The 16,075-nt window shown below is 45.0% G+C and carries 14 protein-coding genes and 1 pseudogene; 7 read left to right on the top strand and 8 right to left on the bottom strand.

Annotation, left to right across the window (positions count from 1 at the left end):
- Window positions 1-87: 87 nt before the first annotated feature.
- From AB6D93_RS15925 to AB6D93_RS15910, 4 genes are all read right to left on the bottom strand, one after another.
- On the bottom strand, window positions 88-1,182 hold the full coding sequence (locus tag AB6D93_RS15925; RefSeq protein WP_102333534.1) for an HDOD domain-containing protein: 1,095 nt from the start codon (window positions 1,180-1,182) through the stop codon (window positions 88-90).
- Window positions 1,183-1,417: 235 nt separating this feature from the next.
- On the bottom strand, window positions 1,418-2,473 hold the full coding sequence (locus AB6D93_RS15920; RefSeq protein ID WP_102333535.1) for an alcohol dehydrogenase family protein: 1,056 nt from the start codon (window positions 2,471-2,473) through the stop codon (window positions 1,418-1,420).
- The gene (locus tag AB6D93_RS15915; RefSeq protein WP_102333536.1) at window positions 2,470-2,988 is read right to left on the bottom strand and encodes a TetR/AcrR family transcriptional regulator; all 519 of its coding nucleotides are present in this window, start codon (window positions 2,986-2,988) and stop codon (window positions 2,470-2,472) included. The genes AB6D93_RS15920 and AB6D93_RS15915 overlap by 4 nt, the downstream gene beginning before the upstream one ends.
- Before the next feature lie 155 nt (window positions 2,989-3,143).
- Window positions 3,144-4,277: a multidrug effflux MFS transporter gene (locus tag AB6D93_RS15910; RefSeq protein WP_102333537.1), complete on the bottom strand. Its 1,134-nt coding sequence runs from the start codon at window positions 4,275-4,277 to the stop codon at window positions 3,144-3,146.
- Window positions 4,278-4,374: 97 nt separating this feature from the next.
- On the opposite strand from AB6D93_RS15910, the gene AB6D93_RS15905 reads away from it, so the two are divergent.
- Complete coding sequence (locus tag AB6D93_RS15905) at window positions 4,375-5,148, top strand: helix-turn-helix domain-containing protein (protein WP_017065211.1); 774 nt, start codon at window positions 4,375-4,377, stop codon at window positions 5,146-5,148.
- Window positions 5,149-5,233: 85 nt separating this feature from the next.
- Here the strand turns inward: AB6D93_RS15905 and AB6D93_RS15900 are convergent.
- Window positions 5,234-5,992, bottom strand: a pseudogene (locus AB6D93_RS15900) (glutathione synthase); the annotation flags it as partial.
- Window positions 5,993-6,174: 182 nt separating this feature from the next.
- Entirely contained in the window at window positions 6,175-7,122 is a 948-nt protein-coding gene (locus AB6D93_RS15895) for a LysR family transcriptional regulator (RefSeq protein WP_102333538.1), read from the bottom strand.
- A 126-nt stretch (window positions 7,123-7,248) separates the two neighbouring features.
- Between AB6D93_RS15895 and add the strand changes: the two genes are divergently transcribed.
- Window positions 7,249-8,247 carry an adenosine deaminase gene (add, locus tag AB6D93_RS15890; protein ID WP_017071685.1) on the top strand — a complete coding sequence of 333 codons (999 nt, stop codon included), beginning with the start codon at window positions 7,249-7,251 and terminating at the stop codon, window positions 8,245-8,247.
- A 152-nt stretch (window positions 8,248-8,399) separates the two neighbouring features.
- Window positions 8,400-8,966 (top strand): sugar O-acetyltransferase, encoded by a 567-nt coding sequence (locus tag AB6D93_RS15885; protein WP_102321248.1) that lies wholly within the window; start codon window positions 8,400-8,402, stop codon window positions 8,964-8,966.
- A 228-nt stretch (window positions 8,967-9,194) separates the two neighbouring features.
- Here AB6D93_RS15885 and AB6D93_RS15880 read toward each other — a convergent pair whose 3' ends face one another.
- Window positions 9,195-9,818: an HAD family phosphatase gene (locus tag AB6D93_RS15880; protein WP_017072484.1), complete on the bottom strand. Its 624-nt coding sequence runs from the start codon at window positions 9,816-9,818 to the stop codon at window positions 9,195-9,197.
- A 365-nt stretch (window positions 9,819-10,183) separates the two neighbouring features.
- Here AB6D93_RS15880 and AB6D93_RS15875 point away from each other — a divergent pair, with 365 nt between their 5' ends.
- Window positions 10,184-10,891 (top strand): GntR family transcriptional regulator, encoded by a 708-nt coding sequence (locus AB6D93_RS15875; RefSeq protein ID WP_017061088.1) that lies wholly within the window; start codon window positions 10,184-10,186, stop codon window positions 10,889-10,891.
- 203 nt (window positions 10,892-11,094) lie between these two features.
- Here the strand turns inward: AB6D93_RS15875 and AB6D93_RS15870 are convergent, their stop codons facing one another.
- On the bottom strand, window positions 11,095-12,294 hold the full coding sequence (locus AB6D93_RS15870; protein ID WP_004732372.1) for an enolase C-terminal domain-like protein: 1,200 nt from the start codon (window positions 12,292-12,294) through the stop codon (window positions 11,095-11,097).
- Window positions 12,295-12,554: 260 nt separating this feature from the next.
- On the opposite strand from AB6D93_RS15870, the gene AB6D93_RS15865 reads away from it, so the two are divergent.
- From AB6D93_RS15865 to AB6D93_RS15855, 3 genes are all read left to right on the top strand, one after another.
- Window positions 12,555-13,988 (top strand): PTS transporter subunit EIIC, encoded by a 1,434-nt coding sequence (locus tag AB6D93_RS15865; RefSeq protein ID WP_017068132.1) that lies wholly within the window; start codon window positions 12,555-12,557, stop codon window positions 13,986-13,988.
- A 113-nt stretch (window positions 13,989-14,101) separates the two neighbouring features.
- Window positions 14,102-15,070 carry a sugar kinase gene (locus AB6D93_RS15860; protein WP_102333539.1) on the top strand — a complete coding sequence of 323 codons (969 nt, stop codon included), beginning with the start codon at window positions 14,102-14,104 and terminating at the stop codon, window positions 15,068-15,070.
- Window positions 15,071-15,085: 15 nt separating this feature from the next.
- Window positions 15,086-15,715: a bifunctional 4-hydroxy-2-oxoglutarate aldolase/2-dehydro-3-deoxy-phosphogluconate aldolase gene (locus tag AB6D93_RS15855; protein WP_102333540.1), complete on the top strand. Its 630-nt coding sequence runs from the start codon at window positions 15,086-15,088 to the stop codon at window positions 15,713-15,715.
- Window positions 15,716-16,075 lie beyond the last annotated feature (360 nt).

The raw sequence follows: 16,075 nt of genomic DNA, 5'->3' as shown, positions 1-16,075 counted from the left end.
GTAGCTGAATGTATTTCACAACCTAGCCCAACCAAGCTGCAACCAATCATTATGTTCAGTCACAGCGTAGGTCGAATAGGCTAAGGGTTAGCTCACTAGCGATAATTCAGACTCTTTATAGATACGGTTAGCCACTTTGTATGCAGCCGGAGACATCAGTGTCTCTTTGCATCTGCGCTTAAACTGCTCGACTTCAATCGTTTGTTCTTCCAGTAAATAGCACAGCTCACTCAAATAGTTAGCTTCAAACACAGCTTGACCAAGTGGTGTGCATTCGTATCGGCTCGACTCTTGGTAGCCAATCGCGGTCAACACTGATTCTGGCAGTTCCCAGAACTTAGCAATGGTGTAAGTCAGGCGAATGGAGTAGCTGTTCATCAGGCGCTTCAATGCTAACGAGTTAGGTGGAAAAGAAGGATCAACATGCTTGAAGGCTTCTACCATCATCTGGAAAATGATCATCTTGCCTAAGTTCCGAATCAATCCAACAAAGTACGCCGCCGCTTGATCTTCTTGAGATGAAGAGTCTTTCATCAACTCCTTAGAGAAAGACGCGGTTTGAACACTGTGATTCCAAATTTTCTCACCGAAATGACGCCAGTAAATGTTATTGCCCGGCGTGAAGTTCTTCATGTAGCTATTCACCACCCCTTCAACGAGCCCTTGAGAACCCATATTTAAGAATGCTGTTTTTAGGTCGGTAACCTGTTTTTCATTGCGTTTGTAAAAGGCGCTATTTGCCAGTTTAATCACATCGGCAGCCATACTCGGCTCGCGCTCAATCACTCTTAACAGAGTATCGACATCAAACTCATCGCTCTGTAATTCGCCCATTAACGTGGTCACAGAGGCTGGCATCACTGGAAGTTCATTAAGCAAGGCTTTTGGAGAGCGAATCAAGCGTTCGATTTGGCAAGCGACAAAATCACTAAATGGGTCTGACTCCGTTCGAAGGCGAGACTCTCCAAACAAATAATCAAGGAACTCACCATCGTGAAGGCTAAGCGTCTTATCGACGATTAATGATGATGGCTGAGTGGATGACGGCGGAACAAAGATTGAAGACTGAACAGAATCAGTAGCAACGGTTTGTTGTTGCTCTTGTTGGGCAGGCTCTGCAGAGGGTTTGTTTTTTGAATCAACAAAAGGTGAGAATAGTGCCTGCAATACCCTTTTAAACATCAATACGGCTCCTAGATAAATACAACATAGATAGGGATATATAATGGCGGTAATTATCGCACAGTTAATTCATAAACCACACAATGATAAATGAATCATTAACTTTTCAGCTGTATAGGATCTGTTACTCAACGGGTTGCAAGACTGAGCCCGCCAGCATTCGCCAGAAACAAAAAAGCGAGCACATGATACTGGCTCGCTCTTACATAGATTAGATGCGTGACACCGTCTAAAGTTAACTCTGAGCGACTTCCAACACGATCTTACCAACATGCTTTTTCTTTAAGAACTCATCTTGCGCTTTATGGATATCGGCTAGCGGATAAGACTCTGCAACGATGGCGCCAATCTGCTGTTTCTCGATACGATTAACCAAGTTTTGGAATACTTGCGGTTCTAAAACCGTGCAACCAAAAAAGCTGAGGTCTTTGAGATACAAAGTTCGCACATCAAGCTCAACCATTGCACCACCAATCGCACCAGACACAGCATAACGGCCATGCGGTTTTAGGACTTCAAGAAACTCTGGCCACTTGTCACCAGCAACTAAATCGATCACCACATTCACGCTGCTTTCGCCTAGCGCGTTAACCAAATCTGAATCACGGGCAATCACTTCATCAGCGCCAAGTTCAAGTAACTGTTGGTTCTTGCTTGGGCTAGTGATGGCAATAACATACGCGCCGCGAGCTTTTGCTAGCTGAATAGCCGCAGAGCCCACACCGCCCGATGCACCTGAGATAAGCACGCGATCACCTTCAGCCACATTGGCACGAGTTAGCATGTTCTCTGCTGTTGAGTAAGAACATGGGAAAGACGCTAGCTCAACATCCGACATAGAACTGTTCACCGCGTAAGCATGCTTAGCTGCTACTTTGGTGTATTCAGCGAAACCACCATCGCACTCAGATCCGAAATACCATGGCTGTGGTAGATCTTGTCCATAAACCTCGGTCAAACAAGGCTCAATCAGAACACGCTCACCAATACGGTCAGCCGAAACTTCGTTACCAACGGCTACGATGAAGCCGCACACGTCAGCACCTTGGATACGAGGGAATTTCAACGCTTCGCCAGACCAACTGGCATCGTCTGAATCATCACTTTTAGAATACCAACCGATTCGTGTGTTGATGTCGGTGTTGTTCACGCCTGCCGCCATCACCTTGATCAGCACTTCATTAGGTTCAATTTGAGGAACAGCGATATCTTCACGGTAACCCAGCATTTCTGCCCCGCCGTGCCCTAACATCTCTACGCCTTTCATTGTTTTTGGCACTTCAAAATTCATACTGTTTCCTTGAGTAATTTTGTCACCATATTCTGTGCCGATGCCACAGCTTCTTCGCCCAATACTGGCCACGCGCTTGATACGCCTTCATGAAGTAAAAACAGTGGTGTCGCGAGATCCTCTCGCAGGCTCTGCTTGCCTATTAGCAAACGGACTTGTTCTTTATGCTGTGTAACCGCTTGGCTGATAAACTCATTATCGGGAAACGCGGCCATCGCATTCATCGACATACACCCATGTGGCGCATACTCTTCTAACCATTGTTGGAGCTTGTTGAAGATATGAGTAACCGATGCGAGCCCCTTTTCAGGCGACGTTTCCAACAAGAAATCTAAGTAGCGTTGGTGTCGATATTCCAAGGCACCAACGATCATCGCTTCTTTTGAAGGGAAATGTTTATACAAGGTTCTTAGGCTTACATCGCACGCCGTTTTCAGCTGTGCAACGCTCGGCTCAGCAAAACCTTGCTGGCTGAACGCTACTTCAAGGCTTGCTGCAATCTGTTCTCTCAACATAGTGCTCTCTCAATACCCGACAAAGGGTAGAATGATTGTTCTACCTACAGAGTAGAACGATCACTCTACCCCTGTCAATATCCAAATTTACAAACCAAGAAATGATAAATTCCGCGCCAAACAGGACACGGAATTTATCAATACAGATGAGAGACTTAGCGTTTGAGCTGGAGTCGGTTGCGTATCGTCACCAACACAGACAAAGCGCCGCAAAGTACCAACACCCCCCCTAAATCTTGAATCATTCCCGCTAAAGCGAGCCCTGAGCCGATCAAGGTGTAATACATCAAACCAAACAGTGCACCTGCACTTCCTGCTTGAGATTGGTAACGTACCAACGCTCGGCTCAATACATTAGGGATCGCAATACCAAATGCCATGACCACCAGCATCATCGGAAGTAAAAACCATATTGAGTGTTGTGAAAAATAGACACCCACCGCACCTAATGTTTGAAGCCCTGCCGCGATACCAATCAGAGACATTGAAGACACTTGTCTCTTCAACAATGTCTTGTTCACCAAGCTTCCCAACAGAGTCCCGAACCCAAGCACAATGCCGCTGTAGCCAAACTGCTCAACGCTAAATCCAAGTTGAATGAAGGCAAATGAACCCAATTGATAATAGGAAAATAGCGCAATATTGAACGACGCGACCAGCAACGCAGACATCCATATATCGCTATCTTTGACCATGTGAATACTGAGTGACTTTAACTGCAATGGCTGCTTAGATTGTTGCGTTTCAGGCAATGACCATAGGCTATGTGCCAACAGCACTAACACCATAATAAACAGGGCAATAAACACATATTGATGCCCGCCCGCTTGGCTTAATTGACCGCCAAGAAGCAGCCCGATGATTGGGCTAATCGACAGCCCCATTCCCATGTAACCAAACACCTTGGCCAGTTCAGCGCCGCTAAAGGCATCGCGCAACATGGTTTGTGTCACCACCGAGCCCACCGCAAGCCCGAAAGCACCCATGGCTCTGGCTATCATCAACCACGTAAAGCTGTCGGTTTGCATAGCAATAAGTGCTGAACAGGCGAATAACCCCATGCCCAGTAACATGGTTGGTCGGCGCCCCCATTTGTCTGCCAATATGCCCCATACCACAACACCGAGCGCAAACGCTGAGAAGTAGATCGAGAGGGTTTGCGCCGCTTGTGCGTAACTCACATCAAAGGATTTCGATATTGAATCCAGAGTCGGGCTATAGATGGTTTCTGCGATTTGAGGGAACATCAGCAATAGCACCATTTGCCATAAAGAAGGTTTTGTTTTCATCATTTTTCCAAGACCAGTGAACTTGACGAGGAGTCTAGGGGAAACTAACCTTGGCTCGTTAACAACATTAAAACCAAAAACAACAAGATTGGGACAAATGGCATTAATCAGCGAAACCATTGAGTTTGATGCAGACAGCTTACCTGCGCCCGTAATAGGGATTGCGGCAGAGCTAGGTCAGCATGACTCAGGAATACATCACCACGTAAAAGGACAGTTGCTGTATGCTCCGCAGGGTTGCATCACCTTGACCTTAGAAAACGCCATTTGCATTTTGCCGCCGACTAAAGCCGTGTGGATCCCGCCTTATACCAAACATCGCGCGCAGATGACCAATGTGGTTGCTTATCGGTCGCTCTATTTTGATAGCAGTATTTACACCTGCCCAGAAGCGATTGAAATTGTGGAAGTGAATGAGCTTTTAAAAGCCCTGATCAATAAGATGGCTTTCTGGGATTGGGACGTTGCCCGCGAGCAAACCACCAATACCGCCAACCTATTCTGGGAAGAGTTTTACAGTGCTAACCAACACTCGTTTATCTTGCCACTACCGACAGATCGCCGCTTTAAAAGCTTTTGCAAACAAGTCCGAACCGCTTCCTTTCTTGCCCCAGCCCTCTCGACATTAGCGAACTCGGTTGGCGCAAGCACCAAAACGATTACTCGATTATTCAAAGCCGAAACAGGCATGACTTACCAAGAGTGGCGACAGCAATGGCGCTTGTTTAAAGCGATTGAACTGCTCTCAGAAAACCGACAAGTCGTTGATGTGGCTCATCTGCTAGAGTTCTCATCCAACAGTGCGTTTATCGCTTTTTTCAAACAGCAAACTGGACAAACCCCGTTGGCCTTTACCAAGTTAGGGGCGTGATTGTTGTTATCCAAACTCTGAAGTTTTACTGAGCTCAGATACAAAAAACCAGAACATGAGTTCTGGTTTTTTAATGCAGATTCAACTAATCAATCAACACCAACGAATCGAGAATCCCTTTTCCACTGTGGATTCCACCTTCATTTTCGCTGGCGGGTTTGCTGCGGATTAAGTAACCCGCGTAGCCGTCTAGCTCTGTTACTGGTTCACCTTTGAAGTAAGCGGTGAACAAACCCACTTCGCTGACTAAGTCTGTCACGAGCGTTTGTTGAGTGTCACGCACTGCAATAGTCGGCACGTCACGTTCATGCGGGTACAAGCGCTGCATCAATGCCCACGCGTCGTACTCTTCTGGTTTAAGCAGGCTCAGTTGTTCGCTGATGTCGTCACCAAAGACACAATGGCCTCCGCCCTCGCCTTGGTTTTTTAGCACCCATTCTTGCTTGTTGGCTTGCGTGTTAAACCATCCAATCGACTCACTAGTTATTGGCTTCATATCGGCCAAGACACTCTTGACCAGTTCGGTTTCTTCTAGCGTTAAGCCCCAGCGGGCGTATTCTGTTGCTGGCATCATGGTCAGCAGCATTTGCATGGTTTTACTGGTCGCTAGTTGCTGGCTGATGGTCGCGTTCATTGCGACATGGTGTTGCTCCATAAACAAGCGAGTCTGACTTAACGTATGGCAACACACCGATTCATTTAGCTCTGGAGCCCAATAATCTGAATACTGGTAGCCAGCTCTTAGATACACCACATCGACAGCTCCGACATCTTTCAATAGCAGGCGTTGATTATCGCCCGATGAAAGCTGACAGCTCAACTGTTCAAAAGTACGACGCACCGTGCATAATTGCCCACTCACAAGCATCTTCAATGACTTGTTGCGGAATCGATGGCATTGAATTCATTTAGATATCTCATTCTTGGCGGGCATTTGGCACCCGTAATAAGACGATGCTCATTCGAAAAAGACGAAATAAATTTAAAAAAACTTATTTCGCCGTTTTGATCATCGTAGCTCGCGGTTTACAGCTGAGGTTCTTGGGTCTTATTGACTATGAGGTCGCGAAGCCATTTGTGGCTTGGTTCAGAGTCAAAGTAACGGTGCCAAAGCAAAAACAAACCACCGGGAACCAACTCAATAGGAATCGGCTTCATCACCAGTTCGCCACTCTCAATATAGTCACGAACCGAGTTGTACGGATAACACATCAGCAAATCGCTTTGTTTGCACAGCTTTACTGCGCTGGTGATGTCCGACACGTTGGCGGCTTTGTTAATTTGAAGCTGTTTGGCTTGCAAGATTTCCAGTAGCAACCAGTCGCCAACGCCACCGGTCACCAACTGAATATGACGGTATTTAAGGAAGGCTTGCAGATTCCACTCTTCTTGAAGTACTGGGTGATCATTTCGCATCAAGCACACAGAGTAATCTTGCAGCAACTCGACGTGGTTTAGCTCGGCAGGGATATTTTGAATGTGGGTGCTAGCCCTTTCATCGAGCTCAAAAATTCCAATCCCGAAATCGACCTCACGCTTTAGTAAGCGCTTAAAGGTTTCGCTGCTCCAAGTAGTGCTGTTTACCGTAATGTTCGGCGCATCTGCTAGCGCGTTAGGCATAAATTTAGGGTAAATCGCGGTATAAGCGGTTTCAACAAGATCGATATTAAAAGTACGTTCGCTGTCTTTCGGCTCAAAAATGTCCGGCACGGTTAGCTGTTCAACTTGCAGAAGGATTTGATGAATTTTAGGCGCTAAAGAGGTGGCTTTCGGTGTTGGAAACAGGCCGTTTGACTCACGTTCAAACAAAGGGTCGTCAAACAAAGAACGCAGCTTAGTGAGTTGTTTACTCACCGCAGACTGACTAAGGAACAATCGCTCTGCCGTTTTGCTCACGCTGCGCTCTTCAAGCAACACGTGTAAACACAGCAGTAAATTCATATCACATTTGAGTAAGCTTTTAACATCTACCATGATATTCCTTAGATTCAGATTAATGATGACTTTATGTCACTTTAAATCATATCACAAACTTGTTAATTTAAGCCCATGTAACCTATGAGTTAATAACTCAAAAAATAATAAACCTAAGGAATACTCATGAACTTTCTAGCACTCCCTAAGATTGATCTGCACTGCCACCTAGACGGAAGTGTTCGTCCAGACACCATTATTGATCTGGCGAAACAGTACGGAATCGAACTTCCAGAAGACCGTGAAGCGGTAGTAAAGTCTCTAACAGTGCCTGAAGATTGCAAAAACCTTGATGAGTACCTAGCTTGCTTTAGCCTGCCACTGCAAGTGATGCAAACGGAAGAAGCGATTGAGCGTATCTCTTTTGAGCTTTACGAAGACGCAGCACTAGAAAACGTTAAGTACCTAGAAGTTCGTTTTGCACCGATTCTTCACGTAAACAAGGGCTTGTCTCTTGATGCAATCATCGCAAGTGCGGTTAAAGGCATGAAGCGTGCAGAAGAGAAATACGACATTAAGGGCAACTACATCATGTCTGTACTTCGTATGTTCCCGAAAGACTCAATCAAAGATGTAATCGACGCTGGTAAACCATACCTTGGTAAAGGCGTGGTTGCGTTTGATATTGCAGGCGGTGAAAAGCCGGGCTTCTGCGCTGAATTCCCTGAGTACACGCAATACGCTATTGAACAAGGCTACCGTGTGACGGTTCACGCAGGTGAGCAATGGCATGGTCAGAACGTTTACGATGCAGTCACACTGCTTGACGCTGAGCGTATCGGCCACGGTGTCCACATCCAAGGTAACGAAGACGCGTACAACATCGTTAAAGAGAAGCAGGTTGCGCTTGAAACTTGCCCAACAAGTAACGTGCAAACTAAATGTATTCACAAATTCAGCGACCACCCAATTGCTGAATTCAAGAAAGACGGCATCGTTGTAACGATCAACACAGACAACCGCACTGTGTCGAACACAACCATGACTAACGAAGTGAAACGTGTATGTGAAACGTTCGGTCTAACACAAGAAGACTACGCAGAGATCTACAAGTACTCTGTAGAGAGTGCTTTTGCTTCAGACGAAGTGAAGAAGCACCTAATGGGTTTCGTTGAGCAAATCTAATTGGTAAAGCGCGCCTTTTGCTGAATAGCTGGGCTCACTTAGCATTAATGCTTAAAGGTACAAAATAGGAAGAGAAAGGCTGAGGCTTTTCTCTTTTTTTATGTCCAATTATCCGTATTCTAATATCGATGTTGACGAATGGGATGCAAACAATGAAAACAGAACTCGAGAAAATGCTGTCCGGCGAGATTTTTGATGGCGCAGACCATGAGGTAGACCACATGCGCACTCACGCCAGCAAGGCGCTATCAGACTTGAATCAATGTTCAGACGATACTCAACTACCAAGTCTTCAGGCTAATCTGTTTGGTAAAGTAGGAAGCAGCGTTGTCCGTCCTCCTTTTCATTGCGAGTTTGGCAAAACCATCGAGATCGGTGACGACACCTTTATCAACATGAACGTGGTGATGCTTGATGGCGCGAATATCAAGATTGGTAACAATGTATTGATAGGGCCAAGTGCCCAGTTTTACACAGCCTCCCACTCACTGGATTATCTCAGCCGCCGTAAGTGGGAAACTTTCTGCCTACCTATCACAGTCGAAGACGATGTGTGGATTGGTGGAAACTCAGTCATCAACCAAGGCGTTACGATTGGCGCTCGCTCTGTTATCGCAGCGAACTCAGTGGTTAACAGTGATGTACCACCAGATTGCCTGTACGGCGGCACTCCAGCCAAGTTGATTCGGCATTTGAATGCCGAACAAACTCGCGATTAAACAAGAAAGCGCGTATCCAAATCTAAAAAAGAGCGATGTTTCAATAGCATGGCTCTTAATCTAATTATCAGCGTTGTTTTATCGCACGCTTGTTCACCGCGAATTTGAAGCACGACAGCCGCAACTAAAACCAGCGCTGATATAGTCAAAAACAAGAATGCAACGATAAACTTAGGTGGGTATCTTTTAGTTTTCTACACCCTCAAATTTAACTCACTCGCCAAGGTGTCAATCTAATAAATTAACGCCAAGCGCCTGCAAGCTGTTTTCACACTGAACGGCATCGGTAAACTGGATAGCAGCCATACCCACAGATCTCGCACCTTCAACGTTATAAGGCATATCGTCAATGAAGACCGTTTCTGAAGCTTTGAGCCCATAATTAGATAAAAGCGCTTGGTAGATTTCAGGTTGTGGCTTAAGCATACCAAGCTCAGCGGAGACTGCCGCACCATCAAACAACGCCCAAAATTGATAAGTATTTTTTAAGTATTCAACAATCTCGACCACATTGTCGGTAAGCGCGTACACACCATAACCTGCAGACTTTACTCGCTCGATGAGTTCAACTGAACCGTGCAATAAGATCTGCGTTTGCTTAACGTAATAGAACAGGCGATCGCACTCTAACGGGGACAAGTCGAGTTCTTGTTGATAACGAAGCTTGGCCTCACTTTCGGTCAAGAACCCTTTGTTCAAATCCATCCAAATCGTACTTTGAAAAATAGAACGAGCTCGAGACTCCAATTCTTCAGTATCACCAAAAGTAAGCCGGGCAATTTCCAGAGGTGCCCAACGCACAATGACATTGCCTACATCAAACACCACATTTTTGATTTCATTAGAACTCATACACACTCCCGTATCACCATGTCATTGATGGAAAAACGACACAAAGTGCCGCACATCAAGATTCATAGCGAACGTTTATAAATTTAAAACCTTGGTTAGAATATACAATCAATAGAGTACAAAAAAGGCCATCATTACGACGGCCTTCTCAATATTCAAAACGATACAACCATCAACATAGATCAGCTTTAGATGACACGATTGTCGATGCGCCGTCAGAAGTATTTTAACGATAGAACACGGCTCATTTCCCATCATCTAATTGGCCTTCTATGTTAGAATTATCGGCCAGTTCGGAATGCGCTGAGTATCTGATTTAGTTAACTATAATTTAATCACCATGAGTGCTTTTTTAAGTTTTTAGAATGAAAAAATATGAATTAGTTGTTCAAGATATTGTGAGCAAAATTTGCCAAAACAGTATCAGCCATAAGCTTCCTGCAGAAAGAGAACTGTCTGAAATATATGGATTATCTCGTTTCACGATTCGTAAAGCACTAGCCAAGCTAGAGGCTATTGGCATGGTGAAATCTAAGGTGGGTTCTGGTTACTTCGTCAACACTTCTCTCATTGGTACACCACTGGTGTACAACTCCATCACTGAAAACAGTTTTGAAGAGATCTCTTATAAAAAGCTCCAACTGAATAAAGCGCTACCCGATAACCACGAACAGCAGATTTTTTCTTTAGACGACAATGACTACATCTGGAAAATTAGACGGCTTCGATTGATTAACAACAAAGTAGTTCAGATTGAAGAAGCCAAGATCCCTGTCAGTGTCTTCCCAGAGATGAATGCCGAGATCATTGAAAGCTCAATCCAGAAACATGCATTGGCGAAAGGTCTTCAGATCGATAGCTACTTAACGACGTATCAAGCGATCAACGTATCTAAAGAAGACGCGGAGTTGCTCGGCTGCAAAAAAAATGCCGCGGCGATGAATATCACCAACCGAGGTTTCTTAGCATCGGGGGATCTATTCATCGTCAGCGATATCATCGACATCAAATATCAATGCACCTATCACACTCCTTTTAACAATGAGAGCATGAGCTTCCGAGATAAGAAGTAACCTTTTAATTCGATTTAGTATGGTTAATTTTTATAGATATAAGTTAATTACTCTATAGATTAGCCACTAATATTATTTCACATCTAATATTATTAATTTAATGATACTAGAAATATACTTACCAGATAATACGTAATATCTGGTAAGTATATTAAATAAGAAAATGGCCGCTTATAGCGACCATTTGATATTAAAAATACGAGTTAAGGGGTATGAATCGCGCCATCAGGAAGGCGACTTTGAGTCCACTCGTGGGGGCGATACATAACAGGGAACTCGGCTGCAACCTCTCGGTCGATTTCAACACCAATACCTGCGATTTCAGAAGCGTATAAGTAGCCATTAATTGGCTCTGCAGCGTTCGGGAATACCTTGTGTGTATTCTCGTTGTACTCGACATGTTCTTGAATGGCAGCATTGTGTAAATGCACATTCAAATGCGTGTTTACCGCTGCGCCAATTGGCGTCATATCTGGCGGGCAATGCCATGCAATACGAACACCGAAGTTCTGACATAGATGGCCGAGTTTCAGAGCTGGGGTAATACCACCAATCTGTGAAACATGGCAACGAATGAAATCAATGCGGCGGTTAGCAATCAATGATTTCCACTCTTCAGGGTTATTAAATAACTCCCCTAAACCTAATGAAACTGAGCTCTGGCTGCGAATATTATCCAACCATTCCGTTTGATTTGGCGGCAGAATATCTTCAATGAAATACGGCTTATATTGCTCGACTTCCTTCGCAAATTGTATCGCTTGGTTCGGGAATAGGCGCTCATGAACATCATGAAGAATATGGAATTGGTTACCATATTTCTCTCTCAGCGACTTAAACATCGTTAGAGTATTGTCCATGTACTGATCTTGGTCGTAGTACGAACCTTCAGTCGGGTTTTGAGTGGTATGCAAATCCGTTGGAACGCCGCCATAGAAACCAAGCTGACAACGAATGTGCTTGTAGCCTTTGTCTAGGAAAGATTCCACCAGCTCATAAATCCCTTCCATCGTGTCGCTCGTCGCGTGTGTGTATACAGGAATAGCATCACGAGACTTACCACCAAATAACTGGTGTAACGGCATACCCGCCAATTTGGCTTTAATATCCCACAGTGCCATATCAACACCGGAAATTGCATTATTGATAACAGGGCCATTTCGCCAATAAGCGTTGACCATCATCATTTGCCATAAGTCTTCAATATTATTGGCGTTTTTACCAATAAGAATAGGTTTTAAATATTCATCGACCATTGTTTTTACAGCAAGCGGTCTTTGTTGGAATGTCGCACAACCAAACCCTGTCACGCCTTCATTCGTTTCAACTACCACGGTAATGAGGTTGTGTCTGTCTGGTTTAGTAATAATACAATGGATATCAGATATAATAGTTTCTTTCACAATTAAATAACCTAAACTTAAGTCAACTCCTATTATCTAACCGCTTTAAAAACCACATTTCAAGCGCTAATTTTGCGTAAAAATAATTGGTACGTTAAGTGATTTTTTTTGATAACCAAAACATACCAATTGGCCAAAAACGGTGAAAAAATAATTTCTCGGATTTCAAGTGTGATTGAGATCTCTTTTTACTCCGTTGGATTTAAATTGGTTGTCGTTATGATTGCTCGAGTTAAATATATTCCAATAACAGGTGTAGTATGCAAATGGTAGAAAAAAGTGATGCCGTTATTAATAACTCGAAGTCATCATCGAAGAAGAAAAATTTCAAAGAAAATATACAGTTATTAATCACTGCACTTGGTGGTGAAGACAATATCGTGAGTATCACGCACTGTATGACAAGGCTGAGATTCAAATTAGCAGACGAGTCGCTGGTAGACGAAGAAGCAATCAAGCAGATCGCAGATGTGAAAGGTGTGGTACTTCAACAAGGCCAAACTCAAGTCATCATCGGTGTTGAGGTCGAGAAGTGGTTCAACGCGCTATCAAACACTCAACAAGCTGACGCTAATCCGGCTGATGAACTAGAGAAAGGCAAGCTGTTCCAAGGCGTGATGCGTATTGTCGCAGGCATCTTTGGTCCGGTTGTACCCGCAATCGCTGGCGCGGGTATGTTGATGGGCCTGTTGTCTGGTCTTATTGCAACCAATGTTATCTCTGAAACCTCAGACACAGTTTATTTCTTCCGCTCGATCTCTGTTGCTGTGTTCTTCTTCTTACCTATGCTGGTTTCTTTCTCTGCTGCTAAGGTATTCAAAGTAAACGAATACATTGCGCTTGCTGTCTCTTCAGCAATGCTAGCGCCTCTGCTTGTTGATAAAGCAACAATGCTAAAAGACGCAGGCGCTGCTCCGGAGCTGACCGTTCTTGGCGTGGTTCCTATTGAGCTGCTCAACTACGGCGGCGCGATTGTTCCCGCGATTCTAGCAATCTGGTTATTGTCTAAAGTGACTCCGTTAGTTGACCGCCTAGTTCCTTCTTCTGCGAAGCCTGTATTTACACCACTGCTTGCCTTTACGGTAACTTCGACCATCACGCTATCATTTGTTGGCCCTGCTGGTATCTGGCTAAGTAATGGCGCAGGTTGGGTGATGAGCTCACTACTGGAAATCTCTCCGACGTTAACAGGCTTTGTGTTTGGTCTAACTCGCCCGATCACCATCGTATTTGGTATCCACCACAGCATGACGCCAATCAGCCTGAACAACTTTGCACTGTATGGTAAGGATCTACTTATGCCAATCATGTGTTTGGGTAACATGGCAATTGCTGGCGCGACAATGGCTATCTGGCACAAGCAACGTAAAACGGTTTCTAAAGAGCAATCTTCAATTACGATGGGCTCAAGTGTTACTGCGATTCTAGGTATCACAGAACCAGCTCTGTTCGGTGTACTCACGAAGTACACCAAAGCGATGATGACCGCGAGCTTGGCTGCAGGCGTGTTCGGTGCTATCTCGGTAACAATCGATACGCACTTAACAAGCTACATTCTTTCTTCTGTATTCAGCTTGCCAGCTTACCTTGCAGGCGGTACGCAAAACTTCATTCAAGCACTGATGGGCGTGGTGGGTGTGTTTGCACTGTCTTTCGTCCTAACGATGTTGTTCGTAAAACTAGACAACAAGTAATCGGCTAGTCTCACTCCCGTAAGATTAGAATCGAAAAAGCATGACCATATCTCATTATGGTCATGTTTTCCTCAATACGAACAAACCCAACCTTTCCTTTCTAAGGCTATATTATGACCCACATCGCAATCATCGGTGAGTGCATGATTGAACTGAATGGGGCTCCATTTGGCGACATGCATCAAAGCTATGGTGGAGACACATTAAACGCGGCAATCTACTTGAACCGCAGCGCTGCGGTTAGCAACCCCATGAACTGCAATAACACTGCGAATCCAGCGATGCGAACTAGCTATGTCTCGGCGCTTGGCTCTGACGCTATCAGCCAAGAGATGCTTAACCGATGGCAAGATGAAGGACTATCAACCGAATTCGTGCTTATTGACGAGCAGCGTTCACCCGGGCTCTATCTCATTCAACTCGACGATGTTGGTGAGCGCACCTTCCTATACTGGCGCAACGATTCGGCGGCTCGCTACATGGTACAGCACCCCGATTTCGATAAGATAGCCAACCAACTTCACGATGTTGATATGGTGTTTCTGAGTGGCATTTCCCTCGCGATACTGCCACACAGCGATCAGCTAAAGTTGCTCACTATCATTGAAGGCCTGCGTGAACGTGGCGTTACCATCGCCTTTGATAGTAACTACCGACCAAAGTTGTGGAGCTCAGAGGCCGCAACTAAAGAATGCTATCTATTAGGCTATAAAACGACCGATATAGCCCTAGTCACATTCGATGATGAACAACTGTTGTGGAGCGATCAAACGCCACAAGACACCATAACAAGGCTGCATACGCTCGGTGTCAAAACCGTTGTTGTCAAGCTTGGTGCTGAAGGCTGCTTGATCAGCGAAAACCCCGCAAATGAGCCAGTAAAAATCACAACGACACCTGTCGAGACTGTGGTTGATAGCACCTCTGCTGGCGACTCTTTTAACGGCGGTTTCTTATCTTGCTATCTCGCTGGAGGTTCTATTGAAGAAGCCTGCCATCAAGGTAATGCATTAGCCAGATTGGTGATTCAACATAATGGCGCAATCATCCCAAAATCCATCACCGACACTCTTTCAAACTGATATTAAGAAGTACCCATGTCTACAATTAACGAACAGCTAAAAGCACTTAAAGTTATCCCTGTTATCGCCATTGATAACGCAGAGGATATTATCCCTCTAGGCAAAGTATTGGCTGAGAATGGGCTTCCCGCCGCTGAAATTACGTTCCGTTCAGACGCCGCTGTTGAAGCTATCCGACTGCTTCGCCAAGCACAGCCTGACATGCTGATCGGCGCGGGCACCATCTTGAACCATAAGCAAGCACTCGCAGCAAAAGAAGCGGGCGCAACGTTTGTGGTATCACCGGGCTTTAACCCGAACACAGTTAAAGCATGCCAAGAGATCGGCATCGATATCATTCCAGGTGTGAACAATCCAAGCACCGTTGAAGCGGCATTAGAGATGGGCTTAACAACCTTGAAGTTCTTCCCAGCAGAAGCCTCTGGTGGGATCAGCATGGTTAAATCGCTCGTTGGCCCATACGGTGATATTCGACTAATGCCTACAGGCGGCATTACGCCATCAAACATCGATAACTACTTAGCAGTGCCTCAAGTATTAGCCTGCGGTGGTACATGGATGGTCGACAAGAAACTCGTTGAAAACGGTAAGTGGGACGAGATCGCGCGCCTAACACGCGAGGTTGTTGAGCAAGTGAATCGCTAGTCTATGTCATTCAGGTAAACAGAGCCTGTTTAATTTCTAACAATAAAGCCACAGCACTTTGGTGAGGCTTAATTATATGATCCGCCTCACTCTCAAGCCCTTAAGCTTAGAGTCGGCTCTCAGAGTGAGGTGAACCAAATATCTTCTATCCATACTTTAGGTATCGACCTAGGTAAACATTGCTTCTATGCTATCGCACATAACCGTTGTGAGGTGGAGGCGCTTCGTCGCAACCGACTCTTAACCTTTCTAAGTGAAATAGAACCAGCAACTATTGCTTTTGAAGCCTATAGCGATACTAGTTTGATCTCACACAGAGTTTAACCTCAGCCAGCTGTCCAAAAAGGAGTCATAAAGCAA

It is taken from the genome of Vibrio sp. 10N.247.310.23, assembly GCF_041467155.1.
GTDB classification, from domain to species: domain Bacteria; phylum Pseudomonadota; class Gammaproteobacteria; order Enterobacterales; family Vibrionaceae; genus Vibrio; species Vibrio crassostreae_C.
The sequence above is the reverse complement of the archived record's forward strand: the minus strand, read 5'-3'. Positions and strand labels throughout refer to the sequence as shown.

Bases quoted from the DNA above. Each gene is read 5' to 3' on its own strand.
- AB6D93_RS15925 (WP_102333534.1), bottom strand. From the start codon at position 1,182: ATGTTTAAAAGGGTATTGCAGGCACTATTCTCACCTTTTGTTGATTCA.
- AB6D93_RS15920 (WP_102333535.1), bottom strand. From the start codon at position 2,473: ATGAATTTTGAAGTGCCAAAAACAATGAAAGGCGTAGAGATGTTAGGG.
- AB6D93_RS15915 (WP_102333536.1), bottom strand. From the start codon at position 2,988: ATGTTGAGAGAACAGATTGCAGCAAGCCTTGAAGTAGCGTTCAGCCAG.
- AB6D93_RS15910 (WP_102333537.1), bottom strand. From the start codon at position 4,277: ATGAAAACAAAACCTTCTTTATGGCAAATGGTGCTATTGCTGATGTTC.
- AB6D93_RS15905 (WP_017065211.1), top strand. From the start codon at position 4,375: ATGGCATTAATCAGCGAAACCATTGAGTTTGATGCAGACAGCTTACCT.
- AB6D93_RS15895 (WP_102333538.1), bottom strand. From the start codon at position 7,122: ATGGTAGATGTTAAAAGCTTACTCAAATGTGATATGAATTTACTGCTG.
- add (WP_017071685.1), top strand. From the start codon at position 7,249: ATGAACTTTCTAGCACTCCCTAAGATTGATCTGCACTGCCACCTAGAC.
- AB6D93_RS15885 (WP_102321248.1), top strand. From the start codon at position 8,400: ATGAAAACAGAACTCGAGAAAATGCTGTCCGGCGAGATTTTTGATGGC.
- AB6D93_RS15880 (WP_017072484.1), bottom strand. From the start codon at position 9,818: ATGAGTTCTAATGAAATCAAAAATGTGGTGTTTGATGTAGGCAATGTC.
- AB6D93_RS15875 (WP_017061088.1), top strand. From the start codon at position 10,184: ATGAAAAAATATGAATTAGTTGTTCAAGATATTGTGAGCAAAATTTGC.
- AB6D93_RS15865 (WP_017068132.1), top strand. From the start codon at position 12,555: ATGCAAATGGTAGAAAAAAGTGATGCCGTTATTAATAACTCGAAGTCA.
- AB6D93_RS15860 (WP_102333539.1), top strand. From the start codon at position 14,102: ATGACCCACATCGCAATCATCGGTGAGTGCATGATTGAACTGAATGGG.
- AB6D93_RS15855 (WP_102333540.1), top strand. From the start codon at position 15,086: ATGTCTACAATTAACGAACAGCTAAAAGCACTTAAAGTTATCCCTGTT.